The following is a 15,413-nucleotide window of genomic DNA, read 5'->3' as shown; positions in this document are numbered from 1 at the left end:
CGTCCCCCTCTCTAAGGAAGAGGGAAAGTCCCTATATTGCGCTTAATGACCCTGGAGACCCCTGCCCCTGATTCCTCGCCGCTCGTCGCCGCCGACCTGATCCGCGACGAGGCCCGGCGCGCGCCCGACAAGCCGGGCGTCTACCGCATGTACGGCGAGGACGGGACCTGCCTGTACGTCGGCAAGGCGCGCTCGATCAAAAAACGCATCCTGCAGTACGCCCAAGGGCGGTTCCACACCCAGCGCATCGGGCTGATGGTGTCGCTGACCCGGTCCATGGAGCTGGTGGTCACCGCCTCCGAGACCGAGGCCCTGCTGCTCGAATCCAACTTCATCAAGAAGCTGAAGCCGCGCTTCAACGTGGTGCTGCGCGACGACAAGTCCTTCGCCGAGCTGATGATCCGCAAGGACCACCGTGCGCCCCAGGTCCGCAAGCATCGCGGATCGCACACCACGCCCGGCGACTATTTCGGGCCGTTCGCCTCGACCTGGGCGGTGAACCGGACGCTGAACACCCTGCAGAAGGCCTTCCTGCTGCGGTCGTGCTCGGACAGCGTCTATGAGACCCGGACCCGGCCCTGCATGCTGCACCAGATCAAGCGCTGCTCGGCCCCTTGCACCGGCCTGATCAGCCTCGAGGACTATGGCGATCTGGTCGAGGAGGCGTCGCAGTTCCTGAAGGGCAAGTCCCGCGCGGTGATCAGCCGGCTCTCCGGCGAGATGACGGCGGCCGCAGAGGCCATGGATTTCGAACAGGCCGCCCGGGTCCGCGATCGCATCCGCGCCCTGTCGGCAATCGCCATGGAAAACTCGGTCAGCGCCGACAGCGTGGCCGAGGCGGACGTGTTTGCCCTGTTCAGCGAGGGCGGACAGGCCTGTGTGCAGGTCTTCTTCTATCGCGCCGGCCAGAACTGGGGCGGCCGCGCCTATTTCCCGCGCGTCGACAAGTCGGACACCGACCCGGAAATCCTCGCCGCCTTCCTGGGCCAGTTCTACGAGGACAAGCCGATCCCCCGCCTGATCCTGTCCAACGTCCGGCCGCACGAGCTGGAGCTGCTGGAGGAGGCCTTCTCGATGAAGGCCGAGCGCAGGGTGGAGATCGCCCGGCCGCTGCGCGGCGACAAACTGGCCCTGGTCGAGCACGCCCACACCAATGCCCGCGAGGCCCTGGGCCGCAAGATGGCCGAGAGTTCCGCCCAGGGCAAAATCCTGAGCGAGGTCTGCGAGGCCTTCGGGCTGGAGGGCACGCCCGAGCGGATCGAGGTCTATGACAACGCCCACATCCAGGGGACCAATGCCGTCGGCGGCATGATCGTGGCCGGCCCGGACGGCTTCCAGAAATCGCAGTACAGGAAGTTCAACATCCGGGGCGAGGACCTGACCCCCGGCGACGACTACGGCATGATGCGCGAGGTCATGCGACGCCGCTTCAGCCGGCTGGTCAAGGACGAGGAAGAGGGCACCGAGGAGGTCGTGCGCCCCGACCTGCTGCTGATCGACGGCGGGGCGGGTCAGCTGGCCGAGGTCCAGGCGGTGCTGGCCGATCTGGGTCTGGACGACATCCTGGCCGTCGGGGTGGCCAAGGGGCCGGACCGGGACGCGGGGATGGAGCGGTTCTTCGTGCCCGGCAAGCCGCCCTTCATGCTGCCGCTGAAGAGCCCGGCGCTCTACTACATCCAGCGCCTGCGCGACGAGGCCCACCGCTTCGCCAACGGGGCCCACCGCACACGGCGGTCAATGGACATCAAGAAGAACCCGCTGGACGAGATCGAGGGGGTCGGGCCGGGTCGCAAGAAGGCCCTGCTGCACGCCTTCGGCTCGGCCAAGGGCGTGTCCCGGGCCGGCGTGGCCGATCTGGAAAAGGTCGAGGGGATCAACCGCGCCCTGGCAGAGCGGATTTATGGCTTCTTCCGACCCGAGACCCGGCGCTAGGATCGCCGCCGGACACGATCGATCGGGAGACGTCGGGTGAGCGAACTGGCCCAGGGCACCGTGCACAGCGTCGCGCCCGATCTGGAATCCGCCCTCCGGTCGGACCCCGGGGTGCTGGCCCTGTGGCAGGCGCTGACGCCGCTGGGGCGCAACGAGTTCATCTGCTGGGTCGAGGACGCCAAACAGGCGAAGACCCGCGAGCGGCGCATCGGTCGAACGCGCGAGGAGTTGCTGGAAGGCAAGACCCGCCCCTGCTGCTGGGCCGGCTGCATCCATCGGACGGACAAGGCTCCAAGCCCCTGGCAGCAGGCGGCACTGATCGACGGAAAGCGGCCCCGGCCATCCTGAAGGCCATGTCGCGTCGCCTCCCTCCTGGCGCGCAGGGGGCATGAGGCCAAGGCCGGCTCCCCGGCGCGACAGCCCGGGGCCTGTTACGACCCGTTGTCAGCGTGCTTCTTCGAGCGTCGCACCGCGGCTGAGGCGGACCCAGCCGACACCCGAACCTGCTGGCGCAGCGCGGCGAGGTCGCTCGCCAACTCTCGCAGCACAAAGCCCAGCAGATCTTCAGATTGTCGATCACCATGCGTTGCTCCGGGCATGGGACCTCCAGCCACCTCCGCTGCCGGGCGGGCCGGACCAGACCCCTGCAGGGCGCAACGCACGGCCTCCAGCTCGCGGCGGGCGGTCTCTCGGACGTCTTCAAGGTCGACCACCGGATGGATCGCCGGGCGCTGGCGCGAGAGCCGATCGATGAAGACCAGATCGTGCCACACCCGATCCAGCTTCCGCGCGACGTCCGCCATCATGCCCCGCGTCTCGTCCCGGCAATCCTTGATGCGCAGGTGCGCGATCCGCATCGCGTCGCGGTAGGCCGCGTGCAGGCTGTCGCGATGGTCGTCGGTGCCGTGCGCCACCGAGGGAATAAGAATGGTTGCCAGATCCTGACATCGAGCTACGGCTTCGGCCAAGCCCTTCGTGGCCCGGGCGCGCGCCGGTTCCCGCCACAGGATCATCGCGGCTGTCAGCCCCCAGAGCGAGCCCAAGGCGATTGCCCGCACGCGCTCGAAGGCACCGATCCAGGCCGGATCGGCGGGCTCGAGCGCCACGGCCACGGCGGCGACAAGGGCAAAGCTCTGGCGGGGGTGGAACGCGGCCAAGGACATGGCCAGGGCCGCCGCGACCGGCAGGCGCAACACGGTCAGCGACTCTCCCGGAAACAGGGCGACGATGGCGAGGCCGATCGCAGCACCCGCGGCGGCACCGCTCAACCGCCCAAACAGATTGCGGCGGGTGGCGTCGCTGTTGCGCTCCAGAACGAACAAGGCGGAGATCAGTGCCCAGTTGAGATGATCCCAGTCCAGGGCGCGCATCGCCCCATAGGTCGCCGCCACGGCGGCTGAGCCCTGCACGGCCAGCCTCATCGGATCCCGAAGCTGGTCCTTCACTCGCTCTCGCCGGGCGAGGCCCGTGTCATTCGCCTGCGCCATCCCATCAGAACATCCGACAGCCGCCAGAGGCTCCCGTCGCCGAAACGGCGTCTGCAGCCAGGAGGCGAGGTTGGCGGGCCGCCATAAAGCGCGACTTCGGGTGGGCTCCGAGATCCAGCCGGCTGCGGCATCTCCCCACCGGGCCGCAGATTGCCTATAGGGCAGCCATGTCACCCGATTCCACCGACCCCCTGATCGCCGGCTACCGCCGCTTCCGCGCTGACCACTGGCCAGCCGCCAAGGCGGAGTACGAGGCCCTCGCCGCGGACGGTCAGACGCCGCACACCCTGATCGTCGCCTGTTCCGACAGCCGCGCCGATCCGGCCCTGATCTTCGACGCCGCGCCGGGACAGCTTTTCGTGGTGCGCAATGTCGCCAACCTGGTCCCGCCTTATGAGCCGGACGGCAAGCTGCACGGGGTCTCGGCTGCACTGGAGTTCGGGGTCAAGGCGCTGAACGTCTCGCGCATCGTGGTCATGGGCCATGCCCACTGCGGCGGCATCGCGGCCATGCGTGACGGCGCACCAGAAGCGGTCCAGGACTTCGTCGCCCCCTGGATCGCCCAGGGCACGCCCGTGGTTCGCCGCATTGCCGAAACGGTCGAACCCGACCAGATCGAGCGGGCGACCGAGGAAGCCGTTGTGCGCCTGTCCCTCGACAATCTGCGCACCTTTCCGTGGATCGCCGAACGGGAGGCGGCGGGCACTCTTGAGCTCACGGGCCTGCATTTCGGCATCGCCGAGGGCATGCTGCGCAAACTGACTTCGGCCCCACGCTTTGAACCGCTAAGCTAGGCGCGCGTTCGCCCCTGATGTCCGCTTCGAAAGCACCCATGCCCGCCACCACCCACGCGAGTCCGATCCCCAACATCCTGACCGGTCTGCGGCTGGTGGCCGGGGTGGTCATGTTCCTGATCCTCGCCGGCGCCACCGGCGGGGTTCCGATCCTGTCGTCCTATCTGAGCCCCGAGGACCAGTTCGGGCTGTACCGGGCGGCCTTCTTCATCTTTGTGGTCGCCGCCTCGACCGACTGGGTCGACGGCTATCTGGCGCGCCGCTGGAACGCCACGACACGCTGGGGCGCGATCCTGGATCCCATCGCTGACAAGATTCTGGTCACCGGGGCGATCCTGGGTGTCCTCACCAGCGGCAGCGTGCCCCAGATCGCCATTCCCTGCGGCCTGATCCTGTTCCGCGAGTTCGCCGTCTCGGCCCTGCGTGAGACCATCGCCGGCCGGGTGACCCTTGAGGTCACCACCCTCGCCAAATGGAAGACCACCGTCCAGCTGGTCGCGCTGGGCGCGCAGCTGTTCGCGCGCAACTGGGACGGCTTTGGCCTGGATTTCGACTGGCTGCCCTGGTTCCAGCTGTTCGCCGACAGCCTGATCTGGTTCGCCGCCATCGCCACGGTCTGGACCGGCTGGCAATATTTCGACACCGCCCGCCGGTCACTGGCCAAGGGGGATTGAGCGTCAGTCGACGCCCAGCTCCTCGACCAGCCGACCCATGTCATACACATCGCGCAGGGCCGTGGTCACCGCGCCGGTCGTCACGATCACGCTGCGGTTAACGGCGCGATCGTAGCCATAGGCGTTGCGCTGGGTCAGGACGGTGGAGTCGAAGTTCGCGCCGAGAATCTCTCCGGCCGCATTGACCACCGGTGAGCCTGACGAGCCCCCGATGGTGTCCGAGGACACCGCCATGTTTAGCACCGTCTCCGGATCGATCTGGTCCCGCGCCGCCAGCAGGCGGGGGGCCACGTCGAATGGCGCGGCCCCGGTCGCGCGATCCCACAGGCGGCCAAAGGTCGTGAAAGCGCCGAAGCGCTGGCCCGGCACATCGGTCCCTTCGATTTTTCCGTAGGTCAGACGCAGGGTGCCGGTCGCATCCGGATAAGCGCTGTCGCCATATACGGCGAACCGGGCCGAGGCGAGGCGTTCGGAGGCCTGGTCTGTCGGGGCCTGGACACGCGTTTCCCAGTCCGAACGAATGGCGCGGGTCTCGTCCTGGATCGACAGCAGGTAGCGGATCATCGGGTCTTCAGACGCTTCGACGGCGGCCAGCCCGCCCTCCCACAGGGTCCGACGCACGGCCGGATCGGCCAGGGTGGTGCCGGCCACCAGTCGCGCCGACAGCTGTTCGGGCGACTCCTGTCCCAACAGGGCGCGAACCCGGGGATCGTCGACGGTCAGCCACTCCCGCGTCTTGGACAGCCACCATTCCATCCGCACCTGCTCCAGCGCCGGATAGGTCGGCCGGGCGGCGAACAGGCTGGCCTGCAAGGCCGCGAGACGGGCGTCACCGAACTCCGGCAGCCGCTCGGCCGAGGGCTTCTGGCGTTCCTGCGCGCCGCGGACTAGGGCACGGGCCCAGAGGAACAGCTGTGACCCGCCGGCGACCGGAGTCGTGCCGATCCCCGTCCCGCCTTCCAGCAGAGCGAAGGCGGGATACAGCTCGCGCGCGATCGGCTGGACGGCCGACAGGGCGCTCCAGGGATCACCGACCCGACCGGTCAGGGCGGCATCGGCCGCCGCGTGGGCGCGGAATTCCGCCTCGGCGTCGGCCCGACGGTTCATGAAGTCCGCATCGGTCAGGGCCCGCATCCGGCCCAGACCCCGCTTGTAGGTGTTCTCCAGACCCACGATCGGGTCCATGGCGATGAAGGCGTTGTCCTCGCTTTCCTGCGAAAAGCGGATCAGACGGCCCCGCAGCTCGGACGCGATCAGCTGGTCCAGCGGCAGGACCACGTCGCGCACGGTGGCCAGCTGGTCCTGGGTCAGCAGACGCTGGGTCGAACCCGGACTGCCGGAGACGAACACCGGCGTGCCTTCCACCGGGCGGTCGGCATTCCACACGAAGTGGGTCGGGGTCACCTCCGGCGCATCGTTCTCGTACAAGCGGATGAAGGCGGCATCGATGGCGAAGCGCGGGAAGCTGAAATTGTCCAGATCGCCGCCGAAGGTCGCGGCCCGGTCTTCCGGGGCCCAGGCCAGCCGGACGTCGGAGTATTTCTTGTAGGTGTAGAGCTTGAACTGGCCGCCGCGGTACAGGGTCACCACCTGACAGCGCCGGTCGGCGACCGCGCGGCCATCCGGCCCGGCGCAGGCCTCGGTCTCGATCCGGCCGGCCTCGGCGTCGCGCGCCCGGGTGAAGGCCTGCCCCGTCAGACCCGCACCGGCCGCCTGCATCCGCTCCGTCACATCGCTGATGTCGGTCAGGATCTCGGCCGTACCCCCCGGGCATTTCAGTTCGTCCTCGCGATTGCGCGGCGCAAAGCCGGTCTCGGCGTAGTTCACGGCCGGGGTCGACAGATTGGCCACGCAGGTCGCGACACAATGGTTATTGGTCATCACCAGACCGGCACCCGACACGATCCCGGCCGAGCATCCGCCGAACTTGACCGAGCTCAGGCGCACCCGGTCCAGCCAGGCCCGGTCGATGGAGGTGCCGAGCGTCTGGTTGGCCCGCGCGATGGGGAAGTTGTCGAAGGTCCACATCCCCTCCTCCGCAGCGGCCGGCGTTGCCAGCAGGGCGGCAAGGGCGAGAGCAGCAAGGGACACGGCGGTGGCGGGAGTACGAATGGACATTGTGTTTCTCCGGGACACACGGCGACCGGGCGGGCGCTCTCAGGGGTCTGATTGCTAGTCCGCCTGCGGTGGTCCGGGCAAGCCGGAGGCCACGGGTTTGACGCCTTACCCCGATTTAACTTGGACGAGAGCCTCCCGGGCGTCAGATAACGCCACAAGTCAGGGACGTTCACACACACATGTCGCTCGCACTTTCCACGCTGCTCTTTGAGTGGCGCCGCTATATGGCCGCCGTCATGGCCCTGGCCCTGTCCGGCCTGCTGGTGCTCGCCATGACCGGCGTGTTCATCGGGATCGGCAAAGGCTTCACCGCCACGATCGAACGGTCGAGCGCGGACATCATCGTCATGCAGCCCGGGGCCAAGTCGCTGATCGGCGGCCCCTCCGGCGTACCACGGCGGTTCATTCCGCTGGTCTACAACAATCCGCAGGTGGTCGAGGTCCAGCCGCTGGACGGTGCCGGCGGAAGCTTCCAGTCGATCAAGAACGTGGACCCCACCCTGTCCCAGGCGGACCGGGCCAAGCAGGGCGCGCCGCGCCAGGAGTTCGTCCAGGCTCTGGTCATCGACACCACGCCCGGGGCCGTGACCATTCCGACCGACTATTCGCAGGAACTGGTCGACGCCCTGCGGCAACCCTACACCGTCGCCATCGACGAGACCGCCGTGTCGAAGCTGGGCGTCAAACTGGGCGAGAAGGCGCTGTACAACGGCCAGACCGTGACCGTGGTCGGCATTACCCGCGGCTATCCCAACATGATGCAGGCGACTGTGATCATGTCGCGCGACACGCTGCGCATGGTGGGCCAAGCCGACACCGGCCCGCGGGTCGGCCCTCTGATGGTCAAGCTGCGCGACCCGGCCCAGGCCGAACGGGTCGCTGCCGAACTGAATGCGGCAGGCAACGGTCAGTGGAAGGCCTGGACGCGTCAGGAACTCGCCGACGCCAACCAGATGGCCATGTTCGAGGAGGGCATTTTGGTCATCATCATCGGCGGCTGTGTGGTGCTTGGGACCATCATCGGGGTCGCCATCACCTGGCAGACACTGCGCGGGGCCATCATGGCCAATATCAAGGAGTTCGCCTCCCTGAGAGCGCTCGGTGTCGGCATGGGCTCGCTGAACCGGATCGTCATGGAACTGAGCTTCTGGGTCGGCTGCGTCGGGGTTCTGGCGGCCATTCTGCTGACCCTCGGTATCCAGTGGCTGGCCATGACAGGCGCGGTCATCATCGCCCTGCCGCCAGCCCTGCTGATCGTCGTTGGCGGTGGCCTGATCGTGATCGCCATGCTGTCGGGCCTCCTGTCGCTCGGCATCCTCAAGAACAGCCAGCCGGCGGACCTCCTGCGATGAGCCCTCACACCACCGCCCATGGCAAGCATGGCGATTTCGCCATCGAGGCCAAGGGAATCCGCAAGCGGTTCAAATCCGGCAAGGCCTTTGTCGAAGTGTTGAAGGGCGTGGATTTCGACGCCCGCCACGGCGACCTCACCATGGTCATGGGGCCTTCGGGATCCGGCAAGTCGACCCTGATCGCCGCCCTGTCCGGCCTGCTCCGGCCCGAGGAAGGCCGGGTGGACGCGCTCGACGTCGACGACCTGTGGAAGCTGTCGAGCGGCAAGATCGACAAGTTCCGCCTGGACCACTGCGGCTTCATCTTCCAGGGCTTCAACCTGTTTCCCGCCCTTTCGGCGCTGCAACAGGTCGAGGTGGTCCTGAAGTTCCAGGGCCTCACACCGGCCCAGGCGAAGAAGCGCGCCACCCTCGCCCTTGAGGAAGTCGGTCTGGGCCCGCGCCTGCACCAGCGGCCCGCGGCCCTGTCCGGCGGCGAGAAGCAGCGCGTCGCCATCGCCCGGGCCCTGGCCAAGGACCCGCAGATCCTGTTCGCCGACGAACCGACCTCGGCGCTGGACGGCGAGAACGGCCAGATCGTCATCCGCCTGCTGCGTCGCGCCGCGACCGAACATGGCGCGGCGGTGATCTGCGTCACCCACGACCCCCGGCTCGAGGAATGGGCCGACCGGGTTATCAAGATCGAGGACGGCATCATCATCAGTGACGAACGCCGCACACCCAATCCGAACGCCACCCTGGCGTCCCACTAGACCCACGCTCCAAGGACCTCACGCATGCCCGGCTTCCTGAAGAACAAATGGCTCTGGATCGGCCTGCTGCTGATCATCGTGCTGGTCGTCGGCTTCCTGTTCATGCAGGGGCAGGGCGCAGCCAAGAAGGCGGAAGCCGAGAAGGCGGAGGCTGAAAAGGTGGTGAGCCCCTATGCCGCCATCGCCAACGGCAAGGTCGACATCGAGGGGGGCATCATCCAGATCGCGGCCCGTCGCGGCGGTATCGTGCGCGAGGTTCTGGTCCAGGAGGGCGACGCCGTAACGGCCGGCCAGATCCTGGCCCGTCAGGAGGACGACGAGCCCAGGCTGGCCCTGCAGACGGCCGCCGCCGATCTGGCCTCGGCCGAAAGCCAGCTGCGCCTGATCCAGGTCGAAATCCGCACGGCCCAGCGCGAGTTCGATCGGCTTGAGCGCCTGGTCGCCACCAACTTCGTCGCCGGCCAGCGTCTGGATCAGGCCCGGGACGCCATCGCGACCGCCCAGGCCCGCCTTGGGGCCCAACAGGCAGCGGTCCAGACTGCGCGCGCCCGTCGAGATCAGGCCGCCTACAATGTCGAGCTGACCGTCATCCGCTCGCCGGCCGACGGCCGCATCGTGCGCCGCTATGCCAATCCGGGGGCCGGGGCCTCGATCCTGAACGTGTCCAACATGTTCGACCTCGAGCCGGTCGCTCCGCGCATCGCCCGCGCCGAGATCGTCGAGAGCGATATCCCCAACGTCACCACCGGCCAGGCCGTGGAGATCACGCCTGAAGGCGATCCGTCCAAGGTTTACGTCGGGACGGTGCTGCGCCGGGCGGCCGTGTTCGGAGCCCGCAAGCTGGCCTCCGACGATCCCTCGCAGCGGTCCGATGAGCGCGTCATCGAGGTGGTGGTAACCGCCGGCGATGCGCCGCTTCTGATCGGGCAACGGGTCCTGGTGAAGTTCATGAAGCCGGGTGAAACAGCCGGCGCGGCCCGGACGCCGACCGTAGGCGTCCCCGCCAATCGCTCGATGCAGACCCCCGCCCCGCGGACCTGACCTGACACAGGACATCAAGCGAAAGCCCCGGCCGATGGCCGGGGCTTTTTTGCATTCAGGGACCGGGTCTCAGTCCTTTTTCTCGAACCGGAACGGGACGAAGTTGGACGGGTGACTGACCACCCGCTCACTGCGGGCTTGGGGCCGATTGCCCACCAGCATCCCGCCCCACAGGGCAAAGGACATCATGGCGTGCTGGAGGTTCTTGTCCTTGTCGTTCATGCTGGCGTCTCCTTTCGCTGAACGATGAAAAGAGACGCGTCGTGCTCGCAGGGGTTTTCACCCTCTCAGTCGTTTCGCGTCACAGGCACCATCGCACATCGTGACGGATTTGCAAGTTTTTAGTCCGCTACCGGAGTAGTTTTCGCAATCATGTCGTCGAGAACACCCCGCCCGCCCCGTCCGATCGCGACACCCTGCGTCCAGGTTTGCGTCGTCGACGGCGCGAACGGGCTCTGTCTGGGTTGCTACAGGACCCTCGCCGAGATCGCCGGCTGGAGCGCGCTGACTGACGACCGGCGGGCGGAAATCATGGCCGACCTGGACCGCAGACGCCTGCGAGGCCCCCCCGCCACGCCTGGCCCGGACCAGTAACCTTTCGTCAGCCACATCACTTCACCCCATCCCAACCCGGCCCGGCTAGGAAGGACGAAGTTCAGGATTGCCGGACCGGGAGTGTGGCCTTTGCGTTTCGATCTCCAGTCCGCGATCGTCATGGGGATGGCGACCGCCTCCTCACTGAGCGTGGCCTGGTGGTTGACCCACCACGAGCCCCGCGCGGCCGCCGCAGCGGTCCCCGACCCCGTCCCCATGACCTCGGCCACGAGGGCCTCACACGGCACCCCCGCACAGATCGCCCGCGCCGCCGACGGCCACTACTGGGCCGAGGCCGACATCGACGGGCGCGCCATCCGCGTCCTGGTCGACACCGGGGCCAGTGTCGTCGCCCTGACGCGGGAGGACGCGCTGCGTCTGGGCCTGCGTCTGGTCCCCGCCGACTTTACCCGCACGGTCGAGACCGCCTCGGGCCCGGTCATGGCCGCTCCGATCGAGCTGACTCACATCGCCGTGGCCGGGGCCCGGGTCGAGAGGGTCAGCGCCCTGGTGGTGGAAGAAGGCCTGCCCCACTCCCTGCTGGGCATGAGCTATCTTGGGCGACTGTCCGCCTTCGAGGCCAGGCCGACCGGCCTGACCCTGCGCCCCTAGAGCGCCTTCACCATCACCGAGATCGCCGTCACCAGCAGATAGACGGCGAAGGCCCTGCGCAGGACCTTTCGGTCCAGCCGGTGCGCCATCCGGGCCCCGAACGGGGCCACCAGGGTGGTCAACAGCCCCATCACGAAGGCGGCAGGCACATTCACATAGCCGAGGCTCAGCGGCGGTCGGCCCTCCGCCCCCCAGCCGAAGCCGATGAACCCCACCGTGGCCGCCGCGCCGATGGCGAGACCAAAGCCCGAGGCCGTGGCCACGGCCTGATGGATCGGCCGGCCACACAGGGTCATCAGCATGCCGCCGAAACTGCCTCCGCCCACGCCCATCATGGCCGACAGCAGGCCGATCAGGCCCCCGGTCCAGCGCCGGGTCGCACCTGTCGGCAGGTCCGGCCGCAGGGTGATCCGCTCGGGCAGCAGCCCCATCTGGGCCGCGACCACGACCAGACAGACGCCATAGACGATGGCCAGCCCCTCCATGGAGGTCAGGCCGGCCACTGCCGCCCCGACCAGGGCCCCGACCCCGACCCAGGGCGTCCAGGTCCGCAGCACCGCCTCGTCCACCGCCCCGTGGGCCCGGTGCGCGCCCAGCGAACGCCAGGAGGTCGCGACGATCGTCAGCAGGGAGGTGCCGATGGCGACGTGCAGATTGCTCTCGCCCCCCAGCCCCAGGACCGAGAAGGCGTAGAACAGCGCCGGCACCAGAACGGTCCCGCCCCCGACCCCGAACAGGCCGGCGATCAGCCCGCCGACCAGGCCCGCCGCCAGGACGGCGACGCCCAGCAGGATCAGCTCATTGAGGGGAAGCGCGGTCATGCCGTGGCCGGACCCGCGCGGGTCAGGCCGCCTCGCCCGGCCGCTCGCGCCGGGCCTCGGCCTCGCGCACGGCCTCGACCGCCCGGTCGACGACCTCCAGCCCCGCTCCGGGACGGATCGCCTCGACGGTCAGGATGCGGCGGAAGGCCCGCGCGCCGGGCCGGCCGTGCATCAGCCCCAGCATGTGGCGGGTCATGGCGTGCAGACTCCAGCCCTCGGCCAGACGCGCCGCCAGATAGGGTTTGTAGCGGTCGATGGCGACGAAAGGATCGACGTCCCCTCCCCCCTCGCGGAACAGCCGCCGGTCGACCTGACCCAGCAGGGCCGGTTCGTGATAGGCGGCGCGGCCCAGCATGACGCCGTCCAGGGCCACGCCGTCTGTCTCGTCCAGCTGGGCCTCGGCTGCCTCCAGCGAGGCGATGCCGCCGTTGATGCAGATGGTCAGATGCGGCCGCTCGCGCTTGAGCTGGCGGACCAGCCCGTAGTCCAGCGGCGGCACGTCGCGGTTCTCTTTCGGCGACAGGCCGCTGAGCCAGGCCTTGCGGGCGTGGACGATGAAGGTGGTGACGCCGACGGCAGCCGATGCATCGACCGTGGCGAACAGGCTGACCGCCGGATCCTGATCGTCGACCCCTATCCGGCATTTGACCGTGGCGGGGACATCGACCGCCCCGGCGATGGCGGCCATGCAGTCGGCGACCAGCCCCGGCTCCTTCATCAGACAGGCCCCGAAGCGGCCAGACTGGACCCGGTCGGAGGGGCAGCCCACGTTCAGATTGATCTCGTTATAGCCCATGGCCGCGCCGATCCGGGCGGCTTCGGCCAGCTGGTCAGGGTCCGACCCACCCAGCTGCAGGGCGACGGGATGTTCGACCGCATCGAAGCCCAGCAGACGGTCGCGGTCGCCGTGGATGACCGCCGGGGCCGTGACCATCTCGGTATAGAGCAGGGCCCGGGTGGTGAGGGCGCGGTGAAACGCCCGGCAGTGCCGGTCGGTCCAGTCCATCATGGGGGCCACCGAAAAGCGGTGGGCGGGCGCGGCGGTCATGGCGGTGATCAAAAAAAATGAGTGCACTTTCGTGCACATTTTGCGGGCCGTCAGTTTGGCATCGGAAAGGAACAGGGCCGGTCGCCTGAAATTCGGGCGGCCGCAAGGCTGTCTAGCACATCGATACGTCAAATTCGGACGTGGCCGACCGGAACGTCTGCCGCAAGGCGGGAAAAGGGGTGACGCGTCCCGCACCGCTGGCTAACCAGAGAGATCATGACGCCCGATCGCTACGTCTCCACCCGGGGCAATGCTGCTCCGACCGATTTCCCAGAGGCCCTGTTGCGCGGCATCGCGCCGGACGGCGGACTCTATATGCCGGGGTCGTGGCCGACTTTGGCTGCGGATGCCTGGGCCCCGGGTCGCGGCTATGCCGATATGGCCCGGGCGGCGATGGTGCCCTTCATCCGCGACGCCCTGCCTGCGGGAGCCCTAGACCGCGCGCTTGACCGGCTGATCGCCGGCTTCGCCCCGTCTGCGGTGACGCCGCTGGTCCGGCTGGAGGACGGTCTGTTCCTGCTGGAGCTGTTCCACGGCCCGACCGCGGCGTTCAAGGACCTGGCCATGCAGCTGGCCGCTTCGCTGGCATCGGAGGCGCTGGCCGCATCGGGCGAGACCCTGACCCTGGTCACGGCCACCAGCGGCGACACGGGCGCGGCCGCCGTCGCCGCCTTCGCGAACCAGCCCCGCATCCGCCTGATCGTGCTGCACCCGCACGAACGGGTTTCGGCCGTCCAGCGTCGGCAGATGACGACGTTGGACGCCCCCAATGTGCTGAACCTGGCCGTCCGGGGCGATTTCGACGACTGTCAGCGTCTGGTGAAGGGGCTGCTCGCCGACGAGACGCTGCGGGCCCACAGTCGCTTCAGCTCGGTCAATTCGATCAACTGGGCCCGGCTCGCGGGACAGATCCCCTACTATGTCTCGGCCGTCTCCCAGCTGGCGGCGATGGGCGAAACGCGGGCCCCGGTGTTCGTGGTACCGACCGGCAATTTCGGCGACGCCTTCGCCGGGATCGCGGCCCGGCACATGGGTCTGCCGGTCGCCGGCTTTGTCGCGGCGGTGAATGCCAATGACGCCCTCGCACGCGCCATCAATGAGGGCGTCTATGCGCGGAAGGCCGCCGTCGAGACGGCCAGCGTCAGCATGGACGTCCAGGCGCCGTCCAACTTCGAGCGGCTGGTGTTCGAGGCCTCGGGTCGGGACAGCGCCCTGACCGCCGGGCTGTTCGCCGACTTCGCCCGGCACGGTCAGGTCGCCCTGCCCGCCGAGCTTCTGGCCGCCCTGCGCGCCGAGGTCTCGGCCGTCTCGGTCGACGAGGCGACGACGCGGATGGAAATCGCCCATGCCCACGCCTCCTGGGGTCAGGTGGTCTGTCCGCACACGGCCGTCGCCCTGTCGGCCGCACGGGGTGTCGACCGGTCCCACGGGCCGGTGATCGCCCTGGCCACCGCCCACCCGGCCAAGTTCGGCCGCGATGTCGCACCGGTGCTGGGCTTCGACCCCGACCCGCCCCGGGTCATCCGCGAGCTGGGCGATCGGCCCGAGCGGTTCGAGGTGATCGGGGCCGACGCCGACGAGGCGCTGGCGGCGGTCAAGGCTTTCGCCCCCTAGTGACCCTTGCGGTTCGTCTGGCGACCGAAGGTGCGGTCGAGGACGGTGGTCAGCTTGCCGAGCGCCCCAGAGGTGGCCTGGTCGATCGAACCGGCCTGGTCGCTCACGCTGACGGGATCCTGACCCGCCGGGCGGGCCTCGATCAGGCAGCGCTTGTCATTGACGTCGTTGCCGGAGCCATCCTCGTCGGTCAGATGGACCTCGACCCGGGTGAGCCGGTCTTCAAACCGGGACAGTCGATCGCGCACGGCGGACTCGATTTCCCCGAGCATGGCCTCGCGGCCGGGAAGGGTGTTGTCGGTATTGATCTGCACTTGCATCAAGTGGTCGCTCCTGGATGGCGAGAAGGGTTCAGCGGCTCTTGCGCGAGCGTTCCAGCACAGGCCGCTGGCCCTCTGCGTCGAAGGCCCCCGACGGCGCGCCGTCGGCCCCGGCGTTCAGCGCCATGCCCTCATTGGCCGTCTGACCAGCAGCGGGATGATGCGGCGCATCGGCGTCGGTCTTGAGATCCATCGCGCGCCGGGCGATGTCGGTCTGGGTTTCGGGGGTGTCCTTGGCGTCGGCCATTCGGGCT

Annotated in this window: 17 protein-coding genes; 10 read left to right on the top strand and 7 right to left on the bottom strand. The window is 68.5% G+C overall.

Annotation, left to right across the window (positions count from 1 at the left end; genetic code table 11):
* Positions 1-45 precede the first annotated feature (45 nt).
* Both uvrC and SJY26_RS06965 read left to right on the top strand, forming a co-directional pair.
* Positions 46-1,932: an excinuclease ABC subunit UvrC gene (uvrC, locus tag SJY26_RS06970; RefSeq protein WP_396595406.1), complete on the top strand. Its 1,887-nt coding sequence runs from the start codon at positions 46-48 to the stop codon at positions 1,930-1,932.
* 36 nt (positions 1,933-1,968) lie between these two features.
* Positions 1,969-2,280: a YdeI/OmpD-associated family protein gene (locus SJY26_RS06965; RefSeq protein WP_396595405.1), complete on the top strand. Its 312-nt coding sequence runs from the start codon at positions 1,969-1,971 to the stop codon at positions 2,278-2,280.
* Between the two features lie 83 nt (positions 2,281-2,363).
* Here SJY26_RS06965 and SJY26_RS06960 read toward each other — a convergent pair whose 3' ends face one another.
* On the bottom strand, positions 2,364-3,323 hold the full coding sequence (locus SJY26_RS06960) for an FUSC family protein (protein WP_396595404.1): 960 nt from the start codon (positions 3,321-3,323) through the stop codon (positions 2,364-2,366).
* A gap of 263 nt (positions 3,324-3,586) precedes the next feature.
* On the opposite strand from SJY26_RS06960, the gene SJY26_RS06955 reads away from it, so the two are divergent.
* Both SJY26_RS06955 and pgsA read left to right on the top strand, forming a co-directional pair.
* Positions 3,587-4,213, top strand: a complete 627-nt coding sequence (locus SJY26_RS06955) for a carbonic anhydrase (RefSeq protein WP_396595403.1) — start codon at positions 3,587-3,589, stop codon at positions 4,211-4,213.
* A gap of 38 nt (positions 4,214-4,251) precedes the next feature.
* Positions 4,252-4,887: a CDP-diacylglycerol--glycerol-3-phosphate 3-phosphatidyltransferase gene (gene pgsA, locus SJY26_RS06950; protein ID WP_396595402.1), complete on the top strand. Its 636-nt coding sequence runs from the start codon at positions 4,252-4,254 to the stop codon at positions 4,885-4,887.
* A 3-nt stretch (positions 4,888-4,890) separates the two neighbouring features.
* On the opposite strand, the gene SJY26_RS06945 is transcribed toward pgsA, so the two are convergent.
* On the bottom strand, positions 4,891-7,005 hold the full coding sequence (locus SJY26_RS06945) for a S46 family peptidase (RefSeq protein ID WP_396595401.1): 2,115 nt from the start codon (positions 7,003-7,005) through the stop codon (positions 4,891-4,893).
* A gap of 179 nt (positions 7,006-7,184) precedes the next feature.
* Here SJY26_RS06945 and SJY26_RS06940 point away from each other — a divergent pair, with 179 nt between their 5' ends.
* Genes SJY26_RS06940 through SJY26_RS06930 form a run of 3 tightly spaced genes read left to right on the top strand, consistent with a single transcriptional unit; the run spans position 7,185 to position 10,150 of the window.
* On the top strand, positions 7,185-8,357 hold the full coding sequence (locus SJY26_RS06940; protein ID WP_396595400.1) for an ABC transporter permease: 1,173 nt from the start codon (positions 7,185-7,187) through the stop codon (positions 8,355-8,357).
* A complete protein-coding gene (locus SJY26_RS06935; protein WP_396595399.1) occupies positions 8,354-9,109 on the top strand; it encodes an ABC transporter ATP-binding protein in 756 nt (251 codons plus the stop codon). Before SJY26_RS06940 ends, SJY26_RS06935 begins: the two co-directional genes overlap by 4 nt.
* A 24-nt stretch (positions 9,110-9,133) precedes the next feature.
* Positions 9,134-10,150 carry an HlyD family secretion protein gene (locus SJY26_RS06930; protein ID WP_396595398.1) on the top strand — a complete coding sequence of 339 codons (1,017 nt, stop codon included), beginning with the start codon at positions 9,134-9,136 and terminating at the stop codon, positions 10,148-10,150.
* A gap of 69 nt (positions 10,151-10,219) precedes the next feature.
* Here the strand turns inward: SJY26_RS06930 and SJY26_RS06925 are convergent, their stop codons facing one another.
* Entirely contained in the window at positions 10,220-10,372 is a 153-nt protein-coding gene (locus SJY26_RS06925; protein WP_396595397.1) for a hypothetical protein, read from the bottom strand.
* A gap of 150 nt (positions 10,373-10,522) precedes the next feature.
* Between SJY26_RS06925 and SJY26_RS06920 the strand changes: the two genes are divergently transcribed.
* On the top strand, positions 10,523-10,744 hold the full coding sequence (locus SJY26_RS06920; RefSeq protein ID WP_396595396.1) for a DUF1289 domain-containing protein: 222 nt from the start codon (positions 10,523-10,525) through the stop codon (positions 10,742-10,744).
* Between the two features lie 81 nt (positions 10,745-10,825).
* On the top strand, positions 10,826-11,356 hold the full coding sequence (locus SJY26_RS06915) for a TIGR02281 family clan AA aspartic protease (RefSeq protein WP_396595395.1): 531 nt from the start codon (positions 10,826-10,828) through the stop codon (positions 11,354-11,356).
* Here the strand turns inward: SJY26_RS06915 and SJY26_RS06910 are convergent.
* Together SJY26_RS06910 and dusA are read right to left on the bottom strand one after the other, a co-directional pair.
* Positions 11,353-12,177, bottom strand: a complete 825-nt coding sequence (locus SJY26_RS06910) for a sulfite exporter TauE/SafE family protein (protein ID WP_396595394.1) — start codon at positions 12,175-12,177, stop codon at positions 11,353-11,355. The two genes, SJY26_RS06915 and SJY26_RS06910, sit on opposite strands and share 4 nt — an antisense overlap.
* 22 nt (positions 12,178-12,199) lie before the next feature.
* On the bottom strand, positions 12,200-13,225 hold the full coding sequence (gene dusA / locus SJY26_RS06905; protein ID WP_396595393.1) for a tRNA dihydrouridine(20/20a) synthase DusA: 1,026 nt from the start codon (positions 13,223-13,225) through the stop codon (positions 12,200-12,202).
* Positions 13,226-13,441: 216 nt separating this feature from the next.
* Here dusA and thrC point away from each other — a divergent pair, with 216 nt between their 5' ends.
* Positions 13,442-14,839 carry a threonine synthase gene (gene thrC, locus SJY26_RS06900; protein ID WP_396595392.1) on the top strand — a complete coding sequence of 466 codons (1,398 nt, stop codon included), beginning with the start codon at positions 13,442-13,444 and terminating at the stop codon, positions 14,837-14,839.
* Here the strand turns inward: thrC and SJY26_RS06895 are convergent.
* Positions 14,836-15,159 carry an HPF/RaiA family ribosome-associated protein gene (locus SJY26_RS06895; protein ID WP_396595391.1) on the bottom strand — a complete coding sequence of 108 codons (324 nt, stop codon included), beginning with the start codon at positions 15,157-15,159 and terminating at the stop codon, positions 14,836-14,838. The genes thrC and SJY26_RS06895 overlap by 4 nt on opposite strands.
* Before the next feature lie 31 nt (positions 15,160-15,190).
* Positions 15,191-15,406, bottom strand: coding sequence for a hypothetical protein (locus SJY26_RS06890; protein WP_396595390.1), 216 nt, complete (start codon positions 15,404-15,406; stop codon positions 15,191-15,193).
* Between the last annotated feature and the right edge of the window lie 7 nt (positions 15,407-15,413).

The organism is Brevundimonas sp. R86498 (genome assembly GCF_044598075.1).
GTDB lineage: Bacteria > Pseudomonadota > Alphaproteobacteria > Caulobacterales > Caulobacteraceae > Brevundimonas.
The sequence above is the reverse complement of the archived record's forward strand: the minus strand, read 5'-3'. Positions and strand labels throughout refer to the sequence as shown.

Coding starts and splice junctions, on each gene's coding strand:
- SJY26_RS06955 (WP_396595403.1), top strand. CDS start 3,587: ATGTCACCCGATTCCACCGACCCCCTGATCGCCGGCTACCGCCGCTTC.
- SJY26_RS06940 (WP_396595400.1), top strand. CDS start 7,185: ATGTCGCTCGCACTTTCCACGCTGCTCTTTGAGTGGCGCCGCTATATG.
- SJY26_RS06920 (WP_396595396.1), top strand. CDS start 10,523: ATGTCGTCGAGAACACCCCGCCCGCCCCGTCCGATCGCGACACCCTGC.
- uvrC (WP_396595406.1), top strand. CDS start 46: ATGACCCTGGAGACCCCTGCCCCTGATTCCTCGCCGCTCGTCGCCGCC.
- SJY26_RS06895 (WP_396595391.1), bottom strand. CDS start 15,159: ATGCAAGTGCAGATCAATACCGACAACACCCTTCCCGGCCGCGAGGCC.
- pgsA (WP_396595402.1), top strand. CDS start 4,252: ATGCCCGCCACCACCCACGCGAGTCCGATCCCCAACATCCTGACCGGT.
- SJY26_RS06925 (WP_396595397.1), bottom strand. CDS start 10,372: ATGAACGACAAGGACAAGAACCTCCAGCACGCCATGATGTCCTTTGCC.
- SJY26_RS06930 (WP_396595398.1), top strand. CDS start 9,134: ATGCCCGGCTTCCTGAAGAACAAATGGCTCTGGATCGGCCTGCTGCTG.
- dusA (WP_396595393.1), bottom strand. CDS start 13,225: ATGACCGCCGCGCCCGCCCACCGCTTTTCGGTGGCCCCCATGATGGAC.
- SJY26_RS06910 (WP_396595394.1), bottom strand. CDS start 12,177: ATGACCGCGCTTCCCCTCAATGAGCTGATCCTGCTGGGCGTCGCCGTC.
- SJY26_RS06945 (WP_396595401.1), bottom strand. CDS start 7,005: ATGTCCATTCGTACTCCCGCCACCGCCGTGTCCCTTGCTGCTCTCGCC.
- thrC (WP_396595392.1), top strand. CDS start 13,442: ATGACGCCCGATCGCTACGTCTCCACCCGGGGCAATGCTGCTCCGACC.
- SJY26_RS06935 (WP_396595399.1), top strand. CDS start 8,354: ATGAGCCCTCACACCACCGCCCATGGCAAGCATGGCGATTTCGCCATC.
- SJY26_RS06890 (WP_396595390.1), bottom strand. CDS start 15,406: ATGGCCGACGCCAAGGACACCCCCGAAACCCAGACCGACATCGCCCGG.